This is a genomic window from Mesocryomonas fontinalis, assembly GCF_055730125.2.
Map to the genome: position 1 here is coordinate 309,978 of NZ_JBUZWG020000003.1, position 17,956 is coordinate 327,933.

Below are 17,956 nucleotides of genomic sequence, written 5' to 3' on the forward strand. Positions count from 1 at the left end.
TGCAGGACGATCAATCCCCGGGACCTCGTTCGTGGCTGGAACCTGAGGGCACAGGGAAAAGGAAGCTGGCGGGCGCCTTGCTCAGACGCCGAGCATGTGACGTCGCGAGGCGCGCTCGGCCGTCTGGAGGATTTCGTAGACCGCGAACTTCGCCTGGTGGAAGGTGGCGATCTCGCCGCCCGCAGGCGTGATCTCGTCACCCGTCCGGCACATGGCGGCCGCCGCCTGCCGGAGATCGGGATAGCTGCCGGCGGCCACCGCGCCGAGCATCGCCGATCCCAGCAGAACCGGCTCGGCGGTCTCCGGCAGCGCGACCTTCAGATCGGCGGCATCCGCGAGAATACGCCGCAGCAACGGGCTGCGGGCGGCGCCACCGCTGGCGACGATGGTGCCGATGTCGACCTTGCGGGCGCGTGTCGCCTCGACGATCTGGCGGGTTCCGTAGCAGAGGCCGCAGAGGCCGGCGACGAACAGGCGGACGAGGCTGTCGAGGCTGGTGTCGAGGCCGAGACCGGCAATCACCGCCGTCGCCTTCGGATCGGCTTCCGGCGACCGGTTACCGAGGAATTCCGGCACGACATGGATGGCGTTCGCCAGCCGCGCGGCCGCCTCGATCGAACCGGCCAGCGAGATTGCCCGCTGCTCCAGGAAGTCGAGCAGGCCGATCCCCTTTAACGCCGCGGCCTCCCGGGCTGCCGGCGTCGCCGGATGCAGGCCGACGAGGTAGTCGAGCCCGGCGCCATAGGCCGACTGGCCGCCTTCGAGCAGCCAGTAGCCCGGCAGCAGCGCGCCGTAATAGGGCCCCCAGACACCATCGACGAACGCCGGCTCCGGCGTGAGCATCATCGCGCAGGACGACGTTCCCATGATCATCGCCATCTGCGCCGCCGGGTCGGCCGGCTCGGCACCGACGCCGTCCTTGCCGCCACTCTTGCCGCCGAGCGTGCCGACGCCGCCGGCATGCGCGTCGATCAGCGGTGCGCCGACCGGGGTGCCGGCGACGAGGCCGAGTTCAGCCGCAGCGGCGGCGGTGAGGCCCTGGCCCAGCGGCGAGGCGATGTCGACGATCTCCGTGCCGATGCGCTGAAAGCCCTCGTCGGCGAGTTCGCCAAGACCGATCGCGTGAAAATAGTCGGCGTCCCAGCGCGACTCATGCGCCAGATAGGTCCACTTGCAGGTGACCGTGCAGACGGACCGCGCCAGGCTGCCGGTCGCCCGGAAGGAGAGGAAGTCGGCGAGATCGAAGAAGTGCCCGGCGCGTGCGAAGACCGCCGGACGGTTCTCCTTCAGCCACAGCAGTTTCGGCGTTTCCATCTCCGGCGAGATGACGCCGCCGACATAGGTCAGCACCGCATGATGGGTGTCGTTGATGCGCCGGGTCTGGTCCATCGCGCGGTGGTCCATCCAGACGATGATGTCGCGCTGCGGATCCTCGGAAGGCCCGACCGGAAGCGAGCGGCCCTCGCCGTCCAGCACCACCAGCGAGCAGGTCGCGTCGAAGCCGAGGCCGCGCACGGCGGCGGGATCGGCGTCGGCGCGCTCCATGGCCTCGCGCACGGATGCGACGACGGCGGCCCAGATGTCGGCGGAGGACTGCTCGACCAGCCCGCCCTCCTCCGTCCAGATGCGGATCGGCCGCTTGGCGGCGCCGAGCAGCCGGCCGATCTCATCGAAAACGCCGGCGCGTGCGCTGCCGGTGCCCACATCAACGCCGATGAAGAGATTCTGCATGGTCGCTCCCGAAGTCTTTCGGGAAACGAGTTAGAACATCGAGCGGGAAATCGGAAGCGCCCGCCGCGACGACTTTACGTCGCCCCGCCTTTCCGAAAGCCCGGCTCGACCGGCCCGGAGATCGCTCTCGAAGCACTGTGTGGCGAGAGCGAGCAACCGGTAGCTCAGGCTATCGCGCCTTCCGGAGAGCCTGCTTCATGTTTTTCTTCACGTCGTCGAGCACGCTTCTGATGACGTCGAGACGATCGACGCTGAGCCGGCTGGCGATGTCTTCGCCGACCATCCGGTAGATGGTGGAAATACACGACCGGGTTTGCTTGCCGGACTCCGTCAGCGTGATCACGTTGCCGTCGACGTCGACGAGGTTGCGGACGCGCAAACGATCATACGCAGCGGTGACAGCGGTCGGATGAACACCGAGTTCCTCCGCGGCTTCGCCGAGGTCGGTCGGCCCACGGGGGTTCAGCGCAAGCATGTAGTCGTCTTCGCCGGGTGACAGCGCGATCGTGGCCAGATGCAGCGCGAGGAGGTCACGCGTCAGCTTGGAGACCTCGATCATCGACGTCGCCAGGCGTTCTTTCTCGGCGTCTTCCGTCAGGCTTTCTTCGAAAACAGTCGCGGACATATCGTATCCCTTTATGATCATTGCTTGGGAAACAGTTGTCGGGGTCAATGCTGGCGCGAAGCTGGAGGTGCGAACCGTGCCAAGCGATTTGGGGATTGCGCTGGCGGCGGAAATCGACGGGCCTTCGCCGATGGCGGGTCGTCTGAACTTCGGTCCGACCTGTGACCCTTGGGGAATGGCTTTGGCCAGCCCATGCCAGCGTAGTCAGGTGCCCCGCCTTCATCGCCAGGCGCCCCACCGCGGACAGGAATGTATCCCGGATCAGGTCCGGGATACCGAGGTTTCCGCGTCGACGCGGCGCGTTCGAAGCAGGCGAGACGAGCCTTTTACGGCGAGCCTTAGCGAAGATAGGCCGTCAGGGTCTCGACGACGCCCTTGTCCCACAGCGAGCGCAGCATGAAGGCGAAGCGTTCGCGGAAGACGGCGTTGCCGGAAAGGTCGCCGTAGACGTCTTTCAGGGCGAGGAAGGCGTCGGGATCGGTCTTGGCGGCGACCGCGGCCGCGCGGATTCGGTCGAGGTTCGGATCAACCAGCGGCATGTCCTTGCCGCCCTCCGACGGGCCGCCGAGTGCCCGGCACCACAGTGCGGAGACCAGCGCGAGACCATCGATCCCCTGCCCGGCGGCGAGCCGGTCGCGGATCGTCGGGACGATGAACTTCGGCTGCCGGTTCGAGCCGTCGAGCGCCAGACGCGCGACGGTGTCGGCGATCTTCGGGTTGAGGAAGCGGTGCTCGATGAGCTTGCGGTAGTCCTCTAGCGAGGTGTCCGGCACCGGCGGCACGACCGGGATGATCTCGTCCTTGGTCAGCTTCTCGAGGAAGGCGGCGATCAGCGGATGCTGCATCGCCTCGTGCACGAACTGAATGTCGAGGAGGATGCCGGGATAGGCGATCGCCGCATGGCCGCCGTTGAGGATGCGGATCTTCATCAGCTCCCAGGGGGCGACATCATCGACGAAGGTGACGCCGACCTTCTCCAGCGCCGGGCGACCGGCGGGAAAATTATCCTCCATCACCCACTGCTTGAACTCCTCGCAGTAGACCGGCCAGTTGTCGTCGATGCCGAACTCGGACGTCAGGTTCTCGATCTCGCGCGGGCTGGTGGCCGGGGTGATGCGGTCGACCATCGAGTTCGGGAAGGCGACGTTCGCGCGGATCCAGTCGGCAAGCGCGGGATCCGAGAGCGCGGCGGTGCCGGCGACGGCATCCTTCGCAACGACACCATTGTGCGGAATGTTGTCGCAGGACATCACCGTGAACGGCGCGGCGCCAGCGTCGCGGCGGGCCTTGAGGCCGGCGGCGATCAGGCCGAAGACGGTCTTCGGCGCTGCGGGGTTGGCCCCGTCCGCGACGATCGCGGGATGCGCCGGATCGAAATGGCCGGACGCGTCGACGAAGTATCCGCCCTCGGTGATGGTCATGGACACGATGCGGATCGCGGGATCGGCAAGCCGGGCGACGATCGCCGCGCCGTCGCCGATCGGCAGGTAGTCTATCATCGGGCCGGTCACGCGCGCGGCGGTGCGGTTGTTGTCCTGCTCGACGACGGTGGTCAGGTAATCCTGCGCGCCGAGCTTGTCACGCATGGCCGTCTCGAACGGGAGCATGCCGGCGCCGACGATGGCGAAGTCGTGGCCTTCACCCGTGTTGAGGAGGTCGTCGAGGTAAACAGCCTGGTGGGCCCGGTGAAAGTTGCCGATGCCGAAATGCAGGATGCCGGCCGACAGCGTCGCGCGGTCGTAGCTTGGCACGGAAGCAGTGGCGGCGATGGCCGGAAGGGTCGCGGAGGACAGCCTGACGCTCATGGTTTGGGCTCCTGAAATGGCATCGCGGCCGCCCGGCATCGATCGGCCAGGCGGTGGTCTGATGGCTAGGTTATCGTTCATTGCGGAGGGGCGCCGGGCCCCTCCCATGCAGTCGCCGCCTGACCCGGTCCGGGCCATTGGCGAAAACGTTTCAGGCCTTGCCGAGCGTCAGGCCGGCCGCATCGAAGCGGTGGGTGCGGTTCGGCTCGGGCGTCAGCCAGACCGGGTCGCCATGGCTGACGCGGTAGTCGCCGAGGCCGCGCGCGGTGACCTGGTCGCCATTGTCCATCTTGATGTGGATGAAGGTGTCGGAGCCGAGGTGCTCGGAGACGCCGGCAATGCCCCTGAGGTCGCCGGCATCCTTGGAGATCTTCAGGTGCTCGGGCCGGACGCCGACGGTCGGGGCGCCGCGGGCCTCGGCATAGGCACCGGTGAAGAAGTTCATCCTGGGCGAGCCGATGAAGCCGGCGACGAAGAGGTTCTTCGGGTTCTCGTAGAGGTCGAGCGGCGAGCCGACCTGCTCGATATTGCCGCGGTTGAGGACGACGATCTTGTCGGCCATGGTCATCGCCTCGACCTGGTCGTGGGTGACGTAGATCATCGTCGTCTTGAGTTCCTGGTGCAGCTCGGAGATCTCGAGGCGCATGTTGACGCGCAGCGCCGCGTCGAGGTTCGACAGCGGCTCGTCGAACAGGAAGCCCTTCGGCGAGCGCACGATGGCGCGGCCGATGGCGACGCGCTGGCGCTGGCCGCCGGAAAGGTCCTTCGGCTTGCGCTCGAGATAGTCGGTGAGGTTCAGCGTGGCCGCGGCAGTGCGCACCTTCGCCTGGATCGCGTCCTTGCTCTCGCCGGCCATCTTCAGCGGGAAGCCGATGTTCTGGCCGACCGTCATGTGCGGGTAGAGCGCATAGGACTGGAAAACCATGGCGAGCTGGCGGCCGGCGGGCGAGACGTTGGTCACGTCCTTGCCGTCGATCGAGATCACGCCGCCCGAGACGTCCTCGAGCCCGGCGATGAGGCGCAGCAGCGTGGACTTGCCGCAGCCGGACGGCCCGACGAAGACCACGAACTCGCCATGCTGGATGTCGAGGTCGAGACCGGGAATGATCACCGCGTCCCCGAAGCGCTTCGCGACCTGCCTCAGATTGATGGAAGCCATATGATCCCCTCCCTTACTTGACGGCGCCGAAGGTCAAACCGCGCACCAATTGCTTCTGTGCTAGCCAACCGATGATGAGGATCGGGGCTATCGAGAGCGTCGAGGCGGCGGAAAGCTTGGCGTAGAAATTACCCTGCGGGCTGGAGAACGATGCGATGAAGGCGCTGAGCGGTGCCGCGTTCGTGGTGGTCAGCAGCAGCGTCCAGAACGCCTCGTTCCAGGCGAGAATGACGTTGAGGAGAACGGTCGAGGCAATACCGGGGATCGCCATCGGCGCCAGCACCTGCGTCAACTCCTTGCGAAGGTTCGCGCCGTCCATGCGCGCAGCCTCCAAGATGTCGACCGGAATTTCCTTGAAGTAGGTGTAGAGCATCCAGACGATGATCGGCAGGTTGATCAGGAACAGGATGACGATCAGGCCGATGCGGCTGTCGAGCAGGCCGAAATAGCGAAACAGGATGGTGATCGGCACCAGGGCGCCGACCGCTGGCATCATCTTGGTCGACAGCATCCAGAGCAGCACGTCCTTGGTGCGCTTCGTCGGCGAGAAGGCCATCGCCCAGGCGGCGGGAATGGCGAAGCAGAGGCCGAGCGCCGTCGAGCCGAGCGCCAGGATCACCGAGTTCCAGAGGAAGGCGAAGTAGTTCCGCTGCTCCTGGATCGCGACGTAGTTCTCGGTCGTCCAGTTGAAGAACAGGAATTTCGGCGGGATCGAGATCGCGTCGAGTTCCGACTTGAACGAGGTCAGGATCGTCCAGAGGATCGGGAAGAAGATCAGGAACCCGACGATCCAGGCGAGAACCGTCATGCCGATCTTACGGCGCGTGGTGATGGCGCGGGCCATGGCTCAGGCCTCCAGGTTCTTGCCGACGATGCGGACGAGGAAGAACGCGACGACGTTGGCGACGATGACGGCGACGATGCCGCCGGCCGATGCCGTTCCGACGTCACCCTCCAGCGAGATAATCGAGGCGATCAGGAAGGGCAGGTTCGACGAGGCCTCGCCACCGCCCGTCGTCACCGCGATCTCGGCGTAGACGGAAAGGAGGAAGATCGTCTGGATGAGGATTACGACGGTGATCGCCCGCTTCATGTGCGGCAGCGTGATGTACCAGAAGATCGAGAGCGCGCCCGCGCCGTCCATCTCGGCGGCTTCCTTCTGGTCCTGCGACAGCGACTGCAAAGCGGTCAGAAGGATGAGCACGGAGAAGGGCAGCCACTGCCAGGCGACGATGATGATGATCGACGTCAGCGGCCAATTGGTCAGCCAGTCGATCGACCCGATACCGACGGCGTTCAGCAATTGCCCGATCACGCCGTAGACCGGGTTCATCATCATGTTCTTCCAGACCAGCGCGGCCACCGTCGGCATGACGAAGAAGGGCGCGATCACGAGAAGACGCACGACGGTCTGGCCATAGAATTCCTGGTCGAGCAGCAGGGCGATCAGGATGCCGCCGAGGATGGTGACGCAGAGGACACCGAACACCAGGAGCAGCGTGTTCTGGAAGGCGCTGATGAAGCGCGGGTCGGAGAGGAAATAGGAATAATTCTCGAACCAGACGAACGGCGTCTCGGGGTTGTAGAACCCGTAGCGCAGCGTCGAGAACCAGAGCGTCAGCCCGAGCGGGACCAGCATCCAGAGGAAGAGGACGATGACGGAAGGCGCCATCATCAGGCGTGCGACCGACTTGGTTTGGGTTGTCGCCATGATCCGGTTCCGACAAGGGGCCGCGCACGAGCGCTGGGGGGCGGCCGAAACCCGTCTGAGGGGCTAGAGGCCTCCGGCCAGCGATAGCCGGAGACTGGCGTGCGGACGAAGGATGGTTCTGCCGTCAGACGCCCGGCGCCGTGGCGACAGCGGGCATCGAAAGCTCGGGCAATGTGAGGGCCGGCGCGGGCCGGCCCTCGATCGCGGGCCTACTTGATGTAGCCGCCGCGGGTCAGTTCGCGGGTCGCCTGTGCCTGGGCGGCAGCAAGCGCCGCATCGACCGTGGCCGAGCCGGACAGCGCGGCCGCCATCTGCTGGCCGATCGCGGTGCCAAGACCCTGGAACTCGGGGATCGCGGCGAACTGCAGGCCGACATAGGGCTTGCCCTCGCCGATCGACGGATCAGCCTTGTTGATCGCGGCGAGCGTCGCCTCGGCGAACGGGGCGGCCTTCACGTATTCCGGATTCTTGTAGAGCGAGGTGCGCGTGCCCGGAGGAACGTTGGCCCAGCCTTCCTTGGAGGCGACGAGGTCGAGATAGGCCTTGGACGTTGCCCAGGAGATGAAGGTCTGCGCGGCCTCCTTCTTCTCGGAGCTCGCCGGGACCGCCAGCGACCAGGCCCAGAGCCAGTTCGCGCCGTCGTTCGGGCAGTTCTCGATGCCGCAAGGACCCGGCGCGAAACCGACCTTGTCGGCAACCTGGCTCTGCTTCGGGTCGGTCACGAAGGACGCCGCGACGCTCGCATCCATCCACATGCCGCACTTGCCCTGGCCGAACAGCGAGAGGTTCTCGTTGAAGCCGTTGGCGGCGGCACCGGGAGGGCCGTACTTGGTCATCAGGTCGACGTAGAGGGTGACGGCCTTCTTCCAGCCTTCGCTCTCGAACTGCGGCTTCCAGTTGGCGTCGAAGTAGTTGGCGCCGAAGTCACGGGCCATGTTGCCGAGGAAGGCCATGTTCTCGCCCCAGCCCGGCTTGCCGCGCAGGCAGATGCCGTAGACGCCGGTGTCCTTGTTGGTGATCTTCTCCGCGGCTTCCGCGATGAAGTTCCAGGTCGGCTTCTCCGGCATCTTGAGGCCAGCGGCCTCGAACAGGTCCTTGCGGTAGAGCGTCAGCGTGCTCTCGGCATAGAACGGCGCGGCGTAGAGCGTGCCGTCGGTCGACAGCGCGTTGCGGATCGCCGGGATCAGGTCGTCGGCATCGTAATCGGCGCCGAGCTTGTCGAGCGGGGCGAGCCACTGCTGCTTGGACCAGATCGGAACCTCGTAGGTGCCGATGGTCATCACGTCGAACTGACCACCCTTGGTGGCGATGTCGGTGGTGACGCGCTGGCGCAGGATGTTCTCTTCCAGCGTCACCCAGTTGAGGGCGATGTCCGGATGCGCCTTGGTGAAGTCCTCGGTGAGGCCCTGCATGCGGACCATGTCGGAATTGTTGACCGTGCCGATGGTCAGCGTGGTCTGGGCATTTGCGCCGGCCGTGAAGGCCATCAGCGACACGGCACCCGCGAGAATTTTCATCAGGGTCATTAAGAGCCTCCCAGCTTCATGAGCAATTGACCAATGGACGGGCAAATTCCCACTAGATGCATCGGGTGTCAAATCAATCCGCTGCGGCAGCGCAGCAATTCGCTTGCGCAATCGTCGGGAATGCAGAGGGTTTGGGGGCACTGCTGCGGGTCGGCGACGTGAAATTGGTTGTGGAGAATGTTGGCGATGACGCCTGACCGAGCCAACGACCGCGCAAACGCCGACTGCACCTTGCGGAATCGAGCTTATTCCGACGGGATGTTCTAGCGATGAGCACGCCCTCCAGACATCAATCGATCACGATGCAGACGAGTCCCGGCTTTCAGAAAAGCCCTTACATCCAGTGGCTGCGCGGGATCGCCGCTATGGCCGTGGTCGTTTTCCACGCGTCAGCCTATCTCGCGCGGGATACCGGAAACGACAGTTTCAGCGCGGTCTTCGGCGGCATCTTCGGCCTGCTGGGGGTCGCGGTCTTCTTCGCGATCTCGGGAGCGCTGATGGCCGACCTGGTGCGCCGGTCCGGCCCTGACCTGTTCCTGGCCCATCGCCTCGCCCGCATCTACCCGGCCTTCGCCCTCGTCTTCCTGACGGTGTCGATGCTGAATACCGGCGCGCTGCACGGCGACGTCAGGGCCCTGTCGCTCGGCCTCGTCGGACGTCGGGCGGACTACGTGCTGGGGATCGAGTGGACGCTGGTCGCCGAGGTGTTCTTCTACGTCCTGCTCTACGGGCTGTGCACCCTCAGCCTGACGCGCTGGCTCGAGGCCTTCGCCTGTCTCTGGCTCGGGGCGATCCTAGCGACAACCGCCCTGACCTATGCCTCGGCGGATGGCACGCTTTTTCCGACGCTGTTACAGGTGCTCTTCCTGCCGGCAAATGCGGCGTTCGCCGGCGGATTGCTGATACCCGCGATCATTCGGCAAACGGGCTTTTCTCCGGCCCTCGGCGCCCTGGCCATTGGCTGCGTGGTCAGCGCCATCTTCGTCGACCTCGATCTCGCCCGCCTCCTCGGGGCAGTCGCGGCCGTGATCATTGTCGGGCTCGCCTTCCAGCGGAAGACGCCGCAACCGACGACATCAGTTTTCGGCCGCGCACTCGAGCGGATGGGCGACTGGAGCTACGGCCTCTACCTCTGCCACGTCCCGGTCATCCTGCTCGTCTACCGGCTCATGCCTGCGGCGCCGCCGCCTCTGCTTTGGTTCTTGGCCGTCGGGTCTGCCGTGGCGATCTCCATTCCCGCCGGAATGCTGGATGTCTGGCTGTACCGCCGCCTCAGACGCCGTGTGAACGGCCTCAGACCTCTGGCCCTTGCCATCTTCGCGCGCGGCTACTTCCTGGCGTATCTCGCCGTCGGAGTGATCTTCCTGTTCAAGCAGCACTGACGGGCGAGGTAACCGCTTCAAGACGCCAGAAGCGCCTTGGCCGTGGTCTCGTCGGTGATCAGGCCGTTGGCGATGGCCCCGCGCAGCGCAGCGTGGACCGGTGCGGTCTTGGCGCTGCCCATGGCGACGACGATCACGTCGCCGGTGGTCGTCGCGGGGATCGGTGCGCTGGCGACCCGGTCGTTGAACGGACAGTCGATAATGCGGCCAGCGGCGTCGAACGCCCAACCGACGATCTCGCCGACCGCGTCGAGGGCGGCGAGTTGGTCGCGGTCTTCCGCCGTGATGAAGCCGTCGACCACCAGCGGCGCCCGTGCGCCGAGCTCGCCGACGCCGAGGAAAGTGACGCTGGCAACGGCGGCGAGCGCCAGCGTGCTCTGGACCACCTTCTGCTCGTGCAGCAGCGCCCTCTCCTCGGGGCTCGACACCACCACCGGCAGCGGCATCGGGTAGTGCCGCGCCTGCACGGCGTCGGCCATGGTGAAGATGACGTTGTAGATCGAGGCAGAGCCATCGAGCGCGATGTTGCCGGTGAGCGAGACGATCCGGTGCTGTGGGCAGGTCATCGTCGGCAACCGCTCGACCGCCGCCTTCAGGGTGCGCCCGGTGCCGATCGCCATCACCAGCGGCTCGGTCTGCGAGAGCCGGCGCTGCATCTCGGCCGCACAGGCCTCGGCGATGCCGAGGGTCGTCGACGCCGAGCCGGGATCGGACGGCACCACCTCGCAGAATGAGAGGCCGTATTTTTCCGTCAGTGCCCTCGAATGCTCGAGGCAAGCGGCGATGGGGTGGTCGATGCGGACCTTGACAAGACCGGAAGAGACAGAGAGCGAGACGAGACGCTGCGCCGACTGGCGGGACGTGCCGAGCTTGGCGGCTATCTCCTCCTGCGTGTTGCCGGCGACGTAGTAGAGCCAGCCGGCGCGAGCGGCGTCGTCCAGCCGCGTCGCATCATCCTCCCGCGTCTTGGCCACATCCCCTCCTCCGCCGGCCCTGCGGTGCCCCGGACGTGGCGTCCGAGAGCACGGCGTGCCGATCCTCTTGCCCTGTGTAGGGCCGCGCCCGCCGCTCATGCAAGCCGGCCCGCTCGATCGCCGCATGGATTCGCGGACTGACCCGATGCCGCCAACCCCAGCAAAATGCCCCCGAATGCGGCTGAAGGCGCCCGCTCACTGAGCAGCATGCGGTGAGAAACGCGGCAGTTCGATCAAACTATCGGCAGTTTCCCTAATTCTTGCGGGACGCCTTGATTTTCCGGCTTTTGGCTTCTCTTTTAGGCACGATCGATTTGGAGGGACGCCGTGACGCCGTTTGACGAGATGCTGAAGGGCGAAACCGGGGTTCGACAGCCATATGAGCGGTTCCATGCCTGGTATCGCCAGCAGGATCCGGAACTGCTGGTCGAGAAGGCCAGCGAGGCGGAAAACTTTTTCCGCCGCACCGGCATCACCTTCGCCGTCTACGGCGAGGCCGAGGCGGCCGAGCGGCTGATCCCGTTCGATCTCGTGCCGCGGATCATTAACAACCGCGAATGGCAGCGGCTGGCCGAGGGCATCGAGCAGCGGGTCCGCGCGCTGAACATGTTCCTGCACGACATCTACCACGACCAGGAAATCGTGAAGGCCGGCAAGATCCCGGCGCGGCTGATCGAGGGCAACGCGGCCTTCCTGCCGGAGATGATCGGCTTCACGCCGCCGGGCGGCGTCTATACCCACATCATCGGGACCGACATCGTGCGCGTCGGCGAGGACCAGTTCTACGTCCTCGAGGACAATGCCCGCACCCCGTCCGGCGTCTCGTACATGATCGAGAACCGCGAAACGATGATGCAGATGTTCCCGGAGCTGTTCGTGCAGAACCGCGTCCGGCCGGTCGAGACCTATCCGCATCACCTCCGCCGCTCGCTCGCGGCCGTCGCGCCACCGGCCTGCAAGGGCACGCCGACGATCGCCGTGCTGACGCCTGGCATCCACAACTCGGCCTATTACGAGCACGCCTTCCTCGCCGACCAGATGGGCGTCGAGCTGGTCGAGGGCGCAGATCTGAAGCTTGTCGACGGGCGCATCCAGATGCGCACCACCGAAGGCTACAAGATCATCGACATCCTCTACCGCCGCGTCGACGACGACTATCTCGACCCGCTGGTGTTCAACAAGGAATCGGTGCTGGGCGTCGCCGGCATCATGGAAGTCTACAAGGCCGGCGGCATCACCATCGCCAATGCGCCTGGCACCGGCATCTCCGACGACAAGGCGATCTATTCCTATATGCCGGAGATCGTCGAGTTCTACACCGGCCAGCCGGCGCTGCTCGAGAACGTTCCGACTTGGCGCTGCGCCGAGGCCGACAGCCTTGCCTACGTGCTCGACCATCTGGCCGAGCTGGTGGTGAAGGAGGTGCACGGCTCCGGCGGCTACGGCATGCTGGTCGGCCCGACCTCGACGGCCGAGGAGCGGGAGCTCTTCGCCGCCAAGCTGCGCGCGCGGCCCAGCAACTACATCGCCCAGCCGACGCTGGCGCTTTCCACGGTGCCGATCCTCCTCGAACAGGGCTTGGCCTCACGCCATGTCGACCTCCGGCCGTTCGTCCTCGTCTCCGACAAGATCAAGATCATCCCGGGCGGGCTGACGCGGGTGGCGTTGAAGGAGGGCTCGCTGGTGGTGAATTCCAGCCAGGGCGGCGGCACCAAAGACACCTGGGTTCTGGAGGACTGATCCCGCATGGCGCTTCTCGGACGCACCGCCCAAGGCCTCTTCTGGATGCACCGCTACATCGAACGCGCCGAGAACATGGCGCGGCTGATCGATGCCGGCCTGAGGCTCTCGCTTACCAACCTCTCCTCCGAGCAGGACGAGTGGCACTCCGTGCTGGTCACCGCCGGCGTCGAGGTCGCCTACAAGGCGAAATATCCGGACTTCGACCCGCGGCAGATGGTCGACTTCCTGCTCAGCGACTACGACAACCCGTCGAGCGTCCTCTCCTCGATCGAGACGGCGCGGATGAACGGGCGCATGGTGCGAACAGCGCTGACCCGCGAAAGCTGGGAGGCGCTGAACGAGAGCTGGATCCTTCTGAAGCGCCGGCTGCAGATGCCGTTGCGTGACGGGCAACTGCCGGCCGTCCTCGACATGGTCAAGAAGCAGTGCGCCTACATGCGCGGCGCCTTCTACGGAACCATGCTGCGCAACGAGATCTTCGACTTCTGCAATCTCGGCACCTTCGTCGAGCGCGCCGACAACACCGCCCGCATCCTCGACGTCAAATACTGGGTGCTGCTGCCGACGCACTCCTCGGTCGGCTCGTCGCTCGACAATTTTCAGTGGGGCTCGATCCTGCGCTCGGTCTCGGCGCACCGCTCCTACACCTGGGAATACGATACCGACTACCGCGCCTCCGACATCATCGACTTCCTGATCTTCAACGAGCGGATGCCGCGCTCGCTGGCGCATTGCTACAACTCGATCAAGGAAAGCCTCGGCTCGCTCGCCCGCAATCTCGATGCGCCGAACGATTGCCAGACGACGGCGGTCAAGACCTACGGCCACTTCCGCACCTGCGACGTCAACCAGGTGATCAATGGGGGCCTGCACGAGTTCCTGACCGGGTTCATGATCGACCACAACCGCCTGGCGGTGGAGATCGCGCAGACCTACCGCTTCTACGCCTGAGGCGGCGGCAACCGGCAAGGCAGTCTGGCGCAAGGGGAAAGTAGCAGGCTAACATCCACACCTTTCCACACCGTTCGGACGCGGGCGGCGAGAATCGATGAACTTTCGGGAGCGGCGCCCATTTGCCCCTGGAGTGGCGATCGGGAAGGGCTTCCGGTCCCTTTAAAGACCGTACTAATCGGGATCGACGGGCGAACAGCGGCCGTTCGGCGCTTGCAGGCGACGGTGGTTCGACTGTACTGCGCTCTACCGGACCGGATCGGCCGCTGCGTTCGGCAGCGGCAGGGCGGCGGGTCGCCCAGCTGGATCAAGCGGCATTCGGGCGGACTCGCCCGATCGGCATAAGTTGTGCTGGGGTCAACGGAAAAGAGCGTCCCGCGGGCGTCCGACAGGACGCCGGGCGCTCTGGGGGATGTGCAAGCAATGACGTATTGCGTCGGCCTTCTTGTCGATCGCGGCTTGGTGTTCATGTCGGATACCCGCACCAATGCGGGCATCGACAACATCTCGGTCGTTTCCAAGATGAAGACCTGGTGTGTGCCGGGCGAGCGCTTCCTGTGCCTGCTCAGCGCCGGCAACCTCGCCACCACGCAGTCGACGGTATCGCTCCTGGAAGAGCGCAGCCTCGCCCCCGTGGACCGCGAGCCGGCGATCCTCAACCAGCCCTCGATGTTCCAGACGGCGAAGCTCGTCGGCGACACGCTGCGCGAGGTGATCAGCTATACCAGCCCGTCCGGCCAGCGGGCCGACAGCCGCTTCGGCGCGTCCTTCCTGCTCGGCGGACAGATCAAGGGCGGGCGTCCGCGGCTTTTCATGATCTATCCCGAAGGCAACTTCATCGAAGCCGGTGCCGACAACCCGTTCTTCCAGATCGGCGAGCACAAATACGGCCGGCCGATCATCATCCGCACCTACGAGCCGGGCATGGCGCTCGAGGACGTCGCCAAGCTGCTGCTGGTCTCGTTCGATTCCACGATCAAGTCGAACCTGTCCGTCGGCCTGCCGATCGACATGCAGTTCTACGAGTCCGATAGCCTGGCGACCGGCTACCGCCGCCGGTTCGATCAGCGCGACCCCTATTACCAGAAGATCTCCGAGGGCTGGTCGGATGCATTGAAGACGGCCTTCGACCAGTTGCCGCCTTTCGTGGCCGAGACCACCTCGACAAGCTGACTGTTCTCAGAGCGTCACTTCGGCGGATTTTCGCGGGTGCGCGAAACAACCGGCCGCGCGGGCGTTCCCTGTTCGACCCGAACGATGCCATCCCGCCATACCCTCCGATCACGGCGCCTGAAGAATGCTGAGCTTTTTCCCCAGATCGCGCCAAGGCGCCGCGGCGCAGCCGACCGCGGTCGGCGTCGCCATCTGGATGGCCGCGGCGCTGGTGTTCAACCTCGCGCTTTCCCTCTGGATCGAGCCGACTGACCTTGTCCGCGCAATGCTGTCGGCGGTCGTGCTGCCGGTGATGCTCGGCGCCCCGCTGGTCGGCTACATCCGCCTCCGCCTGCGCGAGATGGCGCAGCGCAACGCCGAGCTGCGCCACGCGGCCAGCCATGACGGGCTGACACGCCTGCTCAACCGCGGGGCGTTCACGCATCGGGTCAGGGAAGAGCTCGACGAGATCGCTGCGTCCGAGGGCGGGCGCGGCGCCCTCCTCATCATAGACGCCGACCATTTCAAGCAGGTCAACGACCGCTACGGCCACGCGGTGGGTGACGAGGCTCTCTGCCGCATCGCCGAGCACCTGCGCAGCGTCACCCGGGCCGGCGATGTGATCGGACGGCTCGGCGGCGAGGAGTTCGGTCTGTTCCTGCCGGGCGCCGGCATGCTGTCTGCGGAGGCGACGGCCGAACGGATTCGGCATGCCACGGAGGCCATGCCGCTGATCGGCCGCAACGGCGAAGCCGTCGCCCTGTCCATTAGCGTGGGTGGCCTGTTCTTCCGCAACGCCATCAGCTTCGAAACGCTGTTCCGCCGCACCGACGCGAAACTTTACGAGGCCAAGGCGAACGGCCGGAACCGGGTCGAGTTCACCGAATTCAGGACCGCGCTCCCGCTGACCGCAGCAACAGCTTAAGGCCGGTAGGCTTCTGCCCTACCGCTCCCGCCGCAGGCCTTTTTCGCTGAGCTCCGCGAGATAGCCGTTCCAGCGCGCATCGCGGTCGCGGCCGAGTTCGGAAAGGTAGGACCAGGTGAAGATCCCGGTGTCGTGACCGTCGTCGAAGACGATCCGGATGGCATAGTGGCCGATCGGGACGATGTCGCGGATCCCCACCTCGCGCTTGCCGCCGACGGTGATCCGCTGCGCCTTGGAATGGCCCTGCACCTCCGCCGAGGGCGAGAGCACCCGCAGCATCTCGGCCGAAAAGGCGTCGGTGCCGCCGCCGGCGAGCTGTACGGTCAAGGTACGGCGGTCTTTGGAAACTCGGATTTCCTCGGGTGCGATGGTCGTCTCGGACATGTGTCTGCCTTTCTGCCGCTCCGGCTTCCGGTCGGGTTGACCTCCCGGCAGCCAGCTTCCACATAGGTCGGATGAGCGATGCTATGAACCAAGCCCCTCCCCTCCGCAATCTTCTCGGGCTGAACAGCACCATCGCGTTCCCCAACGAAAGCCCGTCGCCATCCGGCAGCACGCCGGCCCGCGCGACCGGGACCGAGATGATCGACCCATTCGGGCGAGCGATCAGCTATCTCCGGATCTCGGTGACGGACCGCTGTGATTTCCGCTGCGTCTATTGCATGGCGGAGGACATGACCTTCCTGCCGAAACGCGATCTCCTCACGCTCGAGGAACTCGACCGGTTGGCGAGCGCGTTCGTCGCCAAGGGCGTCAAGCGTCTGAGGCTCACGGGAGGCGAGCCGCTGGTGCGCAAGAATGTCATGCACCTCATCCGTGGCCTGTCGCGGCACCTCGAAACGGGAGCGCTCGACGAGCTGACGCTGACCACCAATGGTTCGCAGCTGCAGCGCTTCTCGGCCGAGCTGGCCGACTGCGGCGTGAAGCGGCTGAACGTCTCGCTCGACACGCTCGATCCCGACAAGTTCAAGGCGATCACCCGCTGGGGCGCGCTCGACCGGGTGCTCGACGGCATCAAGGCGGCACAGGCCGCCGGCATCAAGGTCAAGCTCAACGCCGTCGCGCTGAAAGGTTTCAACGACCGCGAAATCCTCGACATGATGCGATGGGCGCATGGCGAGGGCATGGACCTGACGCTGATCGAGACCATGCCGATGGGTGAGATCGACGAGGACCGTACCGATCAATACCTGCCGCTGAGCGAGGTCCGTGCCGATCTCGAAAGCCGCTTCAGCTTGCGGGAGAGCGGCTATGCGACGGGCGGACCGGCCCGCTACGTCGATGTCGCCGAGACCGGCGGCCGGCTCGGCTTCATCACGCCGATGACGCATAATTTCTGCGAAAGCTGCAACCGCGTGCGGATCACCTGCACCGGCACGCTGTTCATGTGCCTCGGCCAGGACGACGCCGCGGACCTGCGGGCGCCGCTGCGCGCCTCCGAGGGTGACGAGCTGCTGTCGCAGGCGATCGACGAAGCCATCGGCCGCAAGCCGAAGGGCCACGACTTCATCATCGACCGGACCACGCGCCGCCCGGCCGTGTCACGCCACATGAGCGTCACCGGCGGCTAACGGCCTCTTCGGCACCCACCATCCGGTCGCGTCAGACCCGCTCAGAACGCCTTGTAGACCGATGCCACTCGCCGCGCGGCGGCGGTCGTCGTCTGCGCCGTTTCGGTGACGGGCAGGAGGTCGCCGGCTTGGCGATACTGGAAGATGAGCGGGATGAAGTCGCCGCTGGCCAGAATTTCCTCCGTCAGCTGACGCACCCGCGTGACGTCGCCACCATAGGGCAGCGTCTCGGCGGTAGACGACGCCATACGAGAGTCGCCGCACGCCTCGGTCCCCGGCACGGTCGCCCGCGCTCCGGCACCTGGCCGCTCCGTTGTTGACGGCGTTCGCTGAGCCAGGGCAGCAGCCGGCGTAGCGGGGCGATCGACGGTTGCCGGCCGCTCCACTGGGTCCGACACCGTCGGCGCGCCGTAGGCGACCACTGGCGCAACCGGGAAAGACAGCGCCGCCTCCTCCGCCGTGTGGCGGGTCCAGTCGTCGCGGTAGTGAATCGGCAGGATCATCCGCTGTTCCTGCAGATTGTAGAACTGGCCGAGTTCAGCGGGCTGAAGGATCGCCTTGTCGAGCTCCGGCCGGAGAACCGGCGGCGACACGAGCGAGACAGGGTCGGACATGGGTGCTCATCCCTCGAAAAAAGTTTCGAGCCCCATTATCCACCCGAACGAGGATGTCCCGTTACCGCAAACGTTAGGATTGTCTGA

General features: G+C 65.7%; 16 protein-coding genes. 6 read left to right on the forward strand and 10 right to left on the reverse strand.

Annotation, left to right across the window (positions count from 1 at the left end; genetic code table 11):
- Nucleotides 1-81: 81 nt before the first annotated feature.
- The 7 genes from ACZL02_RS09525 to ACZL02_RS09555 all read right to left on the reverse strand — a co-directional run bounded on the left by ACZL02_RS09525 (nt 82) and on the right by ACZL02_RS09555 (nt 8,548).
- Nucleotides 82-1,731, reverse strand: coding sequence for an FGGY-family carbohydrate kinase (locus ACZL02_RS09525; RefSeq protein WP_472937264.1), 1,650 nt, complete (start codon nt 1,729-1,731; stop codon nt 82-84).
- A 169-nt stretch (nt 1,732-1,900) separates the two neighbouring features.
- Complete coding sequence (locus tag ACZL02_RS09530) at nt 1,901-2,290, reverse strand: winged helix DNA-binding protein (protein ID WP_472937263.1); 390 nt, start codon at nt 2,288-2,290, stop codon at nt 1,901-1,903.
- A gap of 404 nt (nt 2,291-2,694) precedes the next feature.
- The gene (locus ACZL02_RS09535) at nt 2,695-4,161 is read right to left on the reverse strand and encodes a mannitol dehydrogenase family protein (protein WP_472937262.1); all 1,467 of its coding nucleotides are present in this window, start codon (nt 4,159-4,161) and stop codon (nt 2,695-2,697) included.
- A gap of 151 nt (nt 4,162-4,312) precedes the next feature.
- Nucleotides 4,313-5,320 carry an ABC transporter ATP-binding protein gene (locus ACZL02_RS09540; protein WP_472937261.1) on the reverse strand — a complete coding sequence of 336 codons (1,008 nt, stop codon included), beginning with the start codon at nt 5,318-5,320 and terminating at the stop codon, nt 4,313-4,315.
- A 13-nt stretch (nt 5,321-5,333) separates the two neighbouring features.
- A complete protein-coding gene (locus ACZL02_RS09545) occupies nt 5,334-6,164 on the reverse strand; it encodes a carbohydrate ABC transporter permease (protein WP_472937260.1) in 831 nt (276 codons plus the stop codon).
- Between the two features lie 3 nt (nt 6,165-6,167).
- Nucleotides 6,168-7,031, reverse strand: coding sequence for a carbohydrate ABC transporter permease (locus ACZL02_RS09550; RefSeq protein ID WP_472937259.1), 864 nt, complete (start codon nt 7,029-7,031; stop codon nt 6,168-6,170).
- A 209-nt stretch (nt 7,032-7,240) separates the two neighbouring features.
- Nucleotides 7,241-8,548 carry an ABC transporter substrate-binding protein gene (locus ACZL02_RS09555; RefSeq protein ID WP_472938119.1) on the reverse strand — a complete coding sequence of 436 codons (1,308 nt, stop codon included), beginning with the start codon at nt 8,546-8,548 and terminating at the stop codon, nt 7,241-7,243.
- 311 nt (nt 8,549-8,859) lie between these two features.
- Here ACZL02_RS09555 and ACZL02_RS09560 point away from each other — a divergent pair, with 311 nt between their 5' ends.
- Nucleotides 8,860-9,939, forward strand: a complete 1,080-nt coding sequence (locus ACZL02_RS09560; RefSeq protein WP_496258422.1) for an acyltransferase family protein — start codon at nt 8,860-8,862, stop codon at nt 9,937-9,939.
- A gap of 17 nt (nt 9,940-9,956) precedes the next feature.
- Here ACZL02_RS09560 and ACZL02_RS09565 read toward each other — a convergent pair whose 3' ends face one another.
- Nucleotides 9,957-10,913 (reverse strand): sugar-binding transcriptional regulator, encoded by a 957-nt coding sequence (locus ACZL02_RS09565; protein ID WP_472937257.1) that lies wholly within the window; start codon nt 10,911-10,913, stop codon nt 9,957-9,959.
- Between the two features lie 345 nt (nt 10,914-11,258).
- On the opposite strand from ACZL02_RS09565, the gene ACZL02_RS09570 reads away from it, so the two are divergent.
- The 4 genes from ACZL02_RS09570 to ACZL02_RS09585 all read left to right on the forward strand — a co-directional run bounded on the left by ACZL02_RS09570 (nt 11,259) and on the right by ACZL02_RS09585 (nt 15,684).
- Entirely contained in the window at nt 11,259-12,653 is a 1,395-nt protein-coding gene (locus ACZL02_RS09570; protein ID WP_472938118.1) for a circularly permuted type 2 ATP-grasp protein, read from the forward strand.
- 6 nt (nt 12,654-12,659) lie between these two features.
- Nucleotides 12,660-13,607, forward strand: coding sequence for an alpha-E domain-containing protein (locus ACZL02_RS09575; protein ID WP_472937256.1), 948 nt, complete (start codon nt 12,660-12,662; stop codon nt 13,605-13,607).
- A gap of 423 nt (nt 13,608-14,030) precedes the next feature.
- Nucleotides 14,031-14,780: a proteasome-type protease gene (locus tag ACZL02_RS09580; RefSeq protein ID WP_472937255.1), complete on the forward strand. Its 750-nt coding sequence runs from the start codon at nt 14,031-14,033 to the stop codon at nt 14,778-14,780.
- A gap of 196 nt (nt 14,781-14,976) precedes the next feature.
- The gene (locus ACZL02_RS09585) at nt 14,977-15,684 is read left to right on the forward strand and encodes a GGDEF domain-containing protein (RefSeq protein ID WP_472937254.1); all 708 of its coding nucleotides are present in this window, start codon (nt 14,977-14,979) and stop codon (nt 15,682-15,684) included.
- An 18-nt stretch (nt 15,685-15,702) separates the two neighbouring features.
- Here ACZL02_RS09585 and ACZL02_RS09590 read toward each other — a convergent pair whose 3' ends face one another.
- Nucleotides 15,703-16,068 (reverse strand): gamma-butyrobetaine hydroxylase family protein, encoded by a 366-nt coding sequence (locus ACZL02_RS09590; RefSeq protein WP_472937253.1) that lies wholly within the window; start codon nt 16,066-16,068, stop codon nt 15,703-15,705.
- Between the two features lie 197 nt (nt 16,069-16,265).
- On the opposite strand from ACZL02_RS09590, the gene moaA reads away from it, so the two are divergent.
- Nucleotides 16,266-17,255: a GTP 3',8-cyclase MoaA gene (gene moaA / locus ACZL02_RS09595; protein WP_472938117.1), complete on the forward strand. Its 990-nt coding sequence runs from the start codon at nt 16,266-16,268 to the stop codon at nt 17,253-17,255.
- A gap of 41 nt (nt 17,256-17,296) precedes the next feature.
- Here moaA and ACZL02_RS09600 read toward each other — a convergent pair whose 3' ends face one another.
- The gene (locus ACZL02_RS09600; protein WP_472937252.1) at nt 17,297-17,869 is read right to left on the reverse strand and encodes a hypothetical protein; all 573 of its coding nucleotides are present in this window, start codon (nt 17,867-17,869) and stop codon (nt 17,297-17,299) included.
- Nucleotides 17,870-17,956: the final 87 nt, after the last annotated feature.

Coding starts and splice junctions, on each gene's coding strand:
- ACZL02_RS09525 (WP_472937264.1), bottom strand. CDS start 1,731: ATGCAGAATCTCTTCATCGGCGTTGATGTGGGCACCGGCAGCGCACGC.
- ACZL02_RS09550 (WP_472937259.1), bottom strand. CDS start 7,031: ATGGCGACAACCCAAACCAAGTCGGTCGCACGCCTGATGATGGCGCCT.
- ACZL02_RS09600 (WP_472937252.1), bottom strand. CDS start 17,869: ATGTCCGACCCTGTCTCGCTCGTGTCGCCGCCGGTTCTCCGGCCGGAG.
- ACZL02_RS09535 (WP_472937262.1), bottom strand. CDS start 4,161: ATGAGCGTCAGGCTGTCCTCCGCGACCCTTCCGGCCATCGCCGCCACT.
- ACZL02_RS09570 (WP_472938118.1), top strand. CDS start 11,259: ATGCTGAAGGGCGAAACCGGGGTTCGACAGCCATATGAGCGGTTCCAT.
- ACZL02_RS09530 (WP_472937263.1), bottom strand. CDS start 2,290: ATGATCGAGGTCTCCAAGCTGACGCGTGACCTCCTCGCGCTGCATCTG.
- ACZL02_RS09580 (WP_472937255.1), top strand. CDS start 14,031: ATGACGTATTGCGTCGGCCTTCTTGTCGATCGCGGCTTGGTGTTCATG.
- ACZL02_RS09545 (WP_472937260.1), bottom strand. CDS start 6,164: ATGGCCCGCGCCATCACCACGCGCCGTAAGATCGGCATGACGGTTCTC.
- moaA (WP_472938117.1), top strand. CDS start 16,266: ATGATCGACCCATTCGGGCGAGCGATCAGCTATCTCCGGATCTCGGTG.
- ACZL02_RS09585 (WP_472937254.1), top strand. CDS start 14,977: ATGGCCGCGGCGCTGGTGTTCAACCTCGCGCTTTCCCTCTGGATCGAG.
- ACZL02_RS09575 (WP_472937256.1), top strand. CDS start 12,660: ATGGCGCTTCTCGGACGCACCGCCCAAGGCCTCTTCTGGATGCACCGC.
- ACZL02_RS09555 (WP_472938119.1), bottom strand. CDS start 8,548: ATGAAAATTCTCGCGGGTGCCGTGTCGCTGATGGCCTTCACGGCCGGC.
- ACZL02_RS09560 (WP_496258422.1), top strand. CDS start 8,860: ATGCAGACGAGTCCCGGCTTTCAGAAAAGCCCTTACATCCAGTGGCTG.
- ACZL02_RS09590 (WP_472937253.1), bottom strand. CDS start 16,068: ATGTCCGAGACGACCATCGCACCCGAGGAAATCCGAGTTTCCAAAGAC.
- ACZL02_RS09540 (WP_472937261.1), bottom strand. CDS start 5,320: ATGGCTTCCATCAATCTGAGGCAGGTCGCGAAGCGCTTCGGGGACGCG.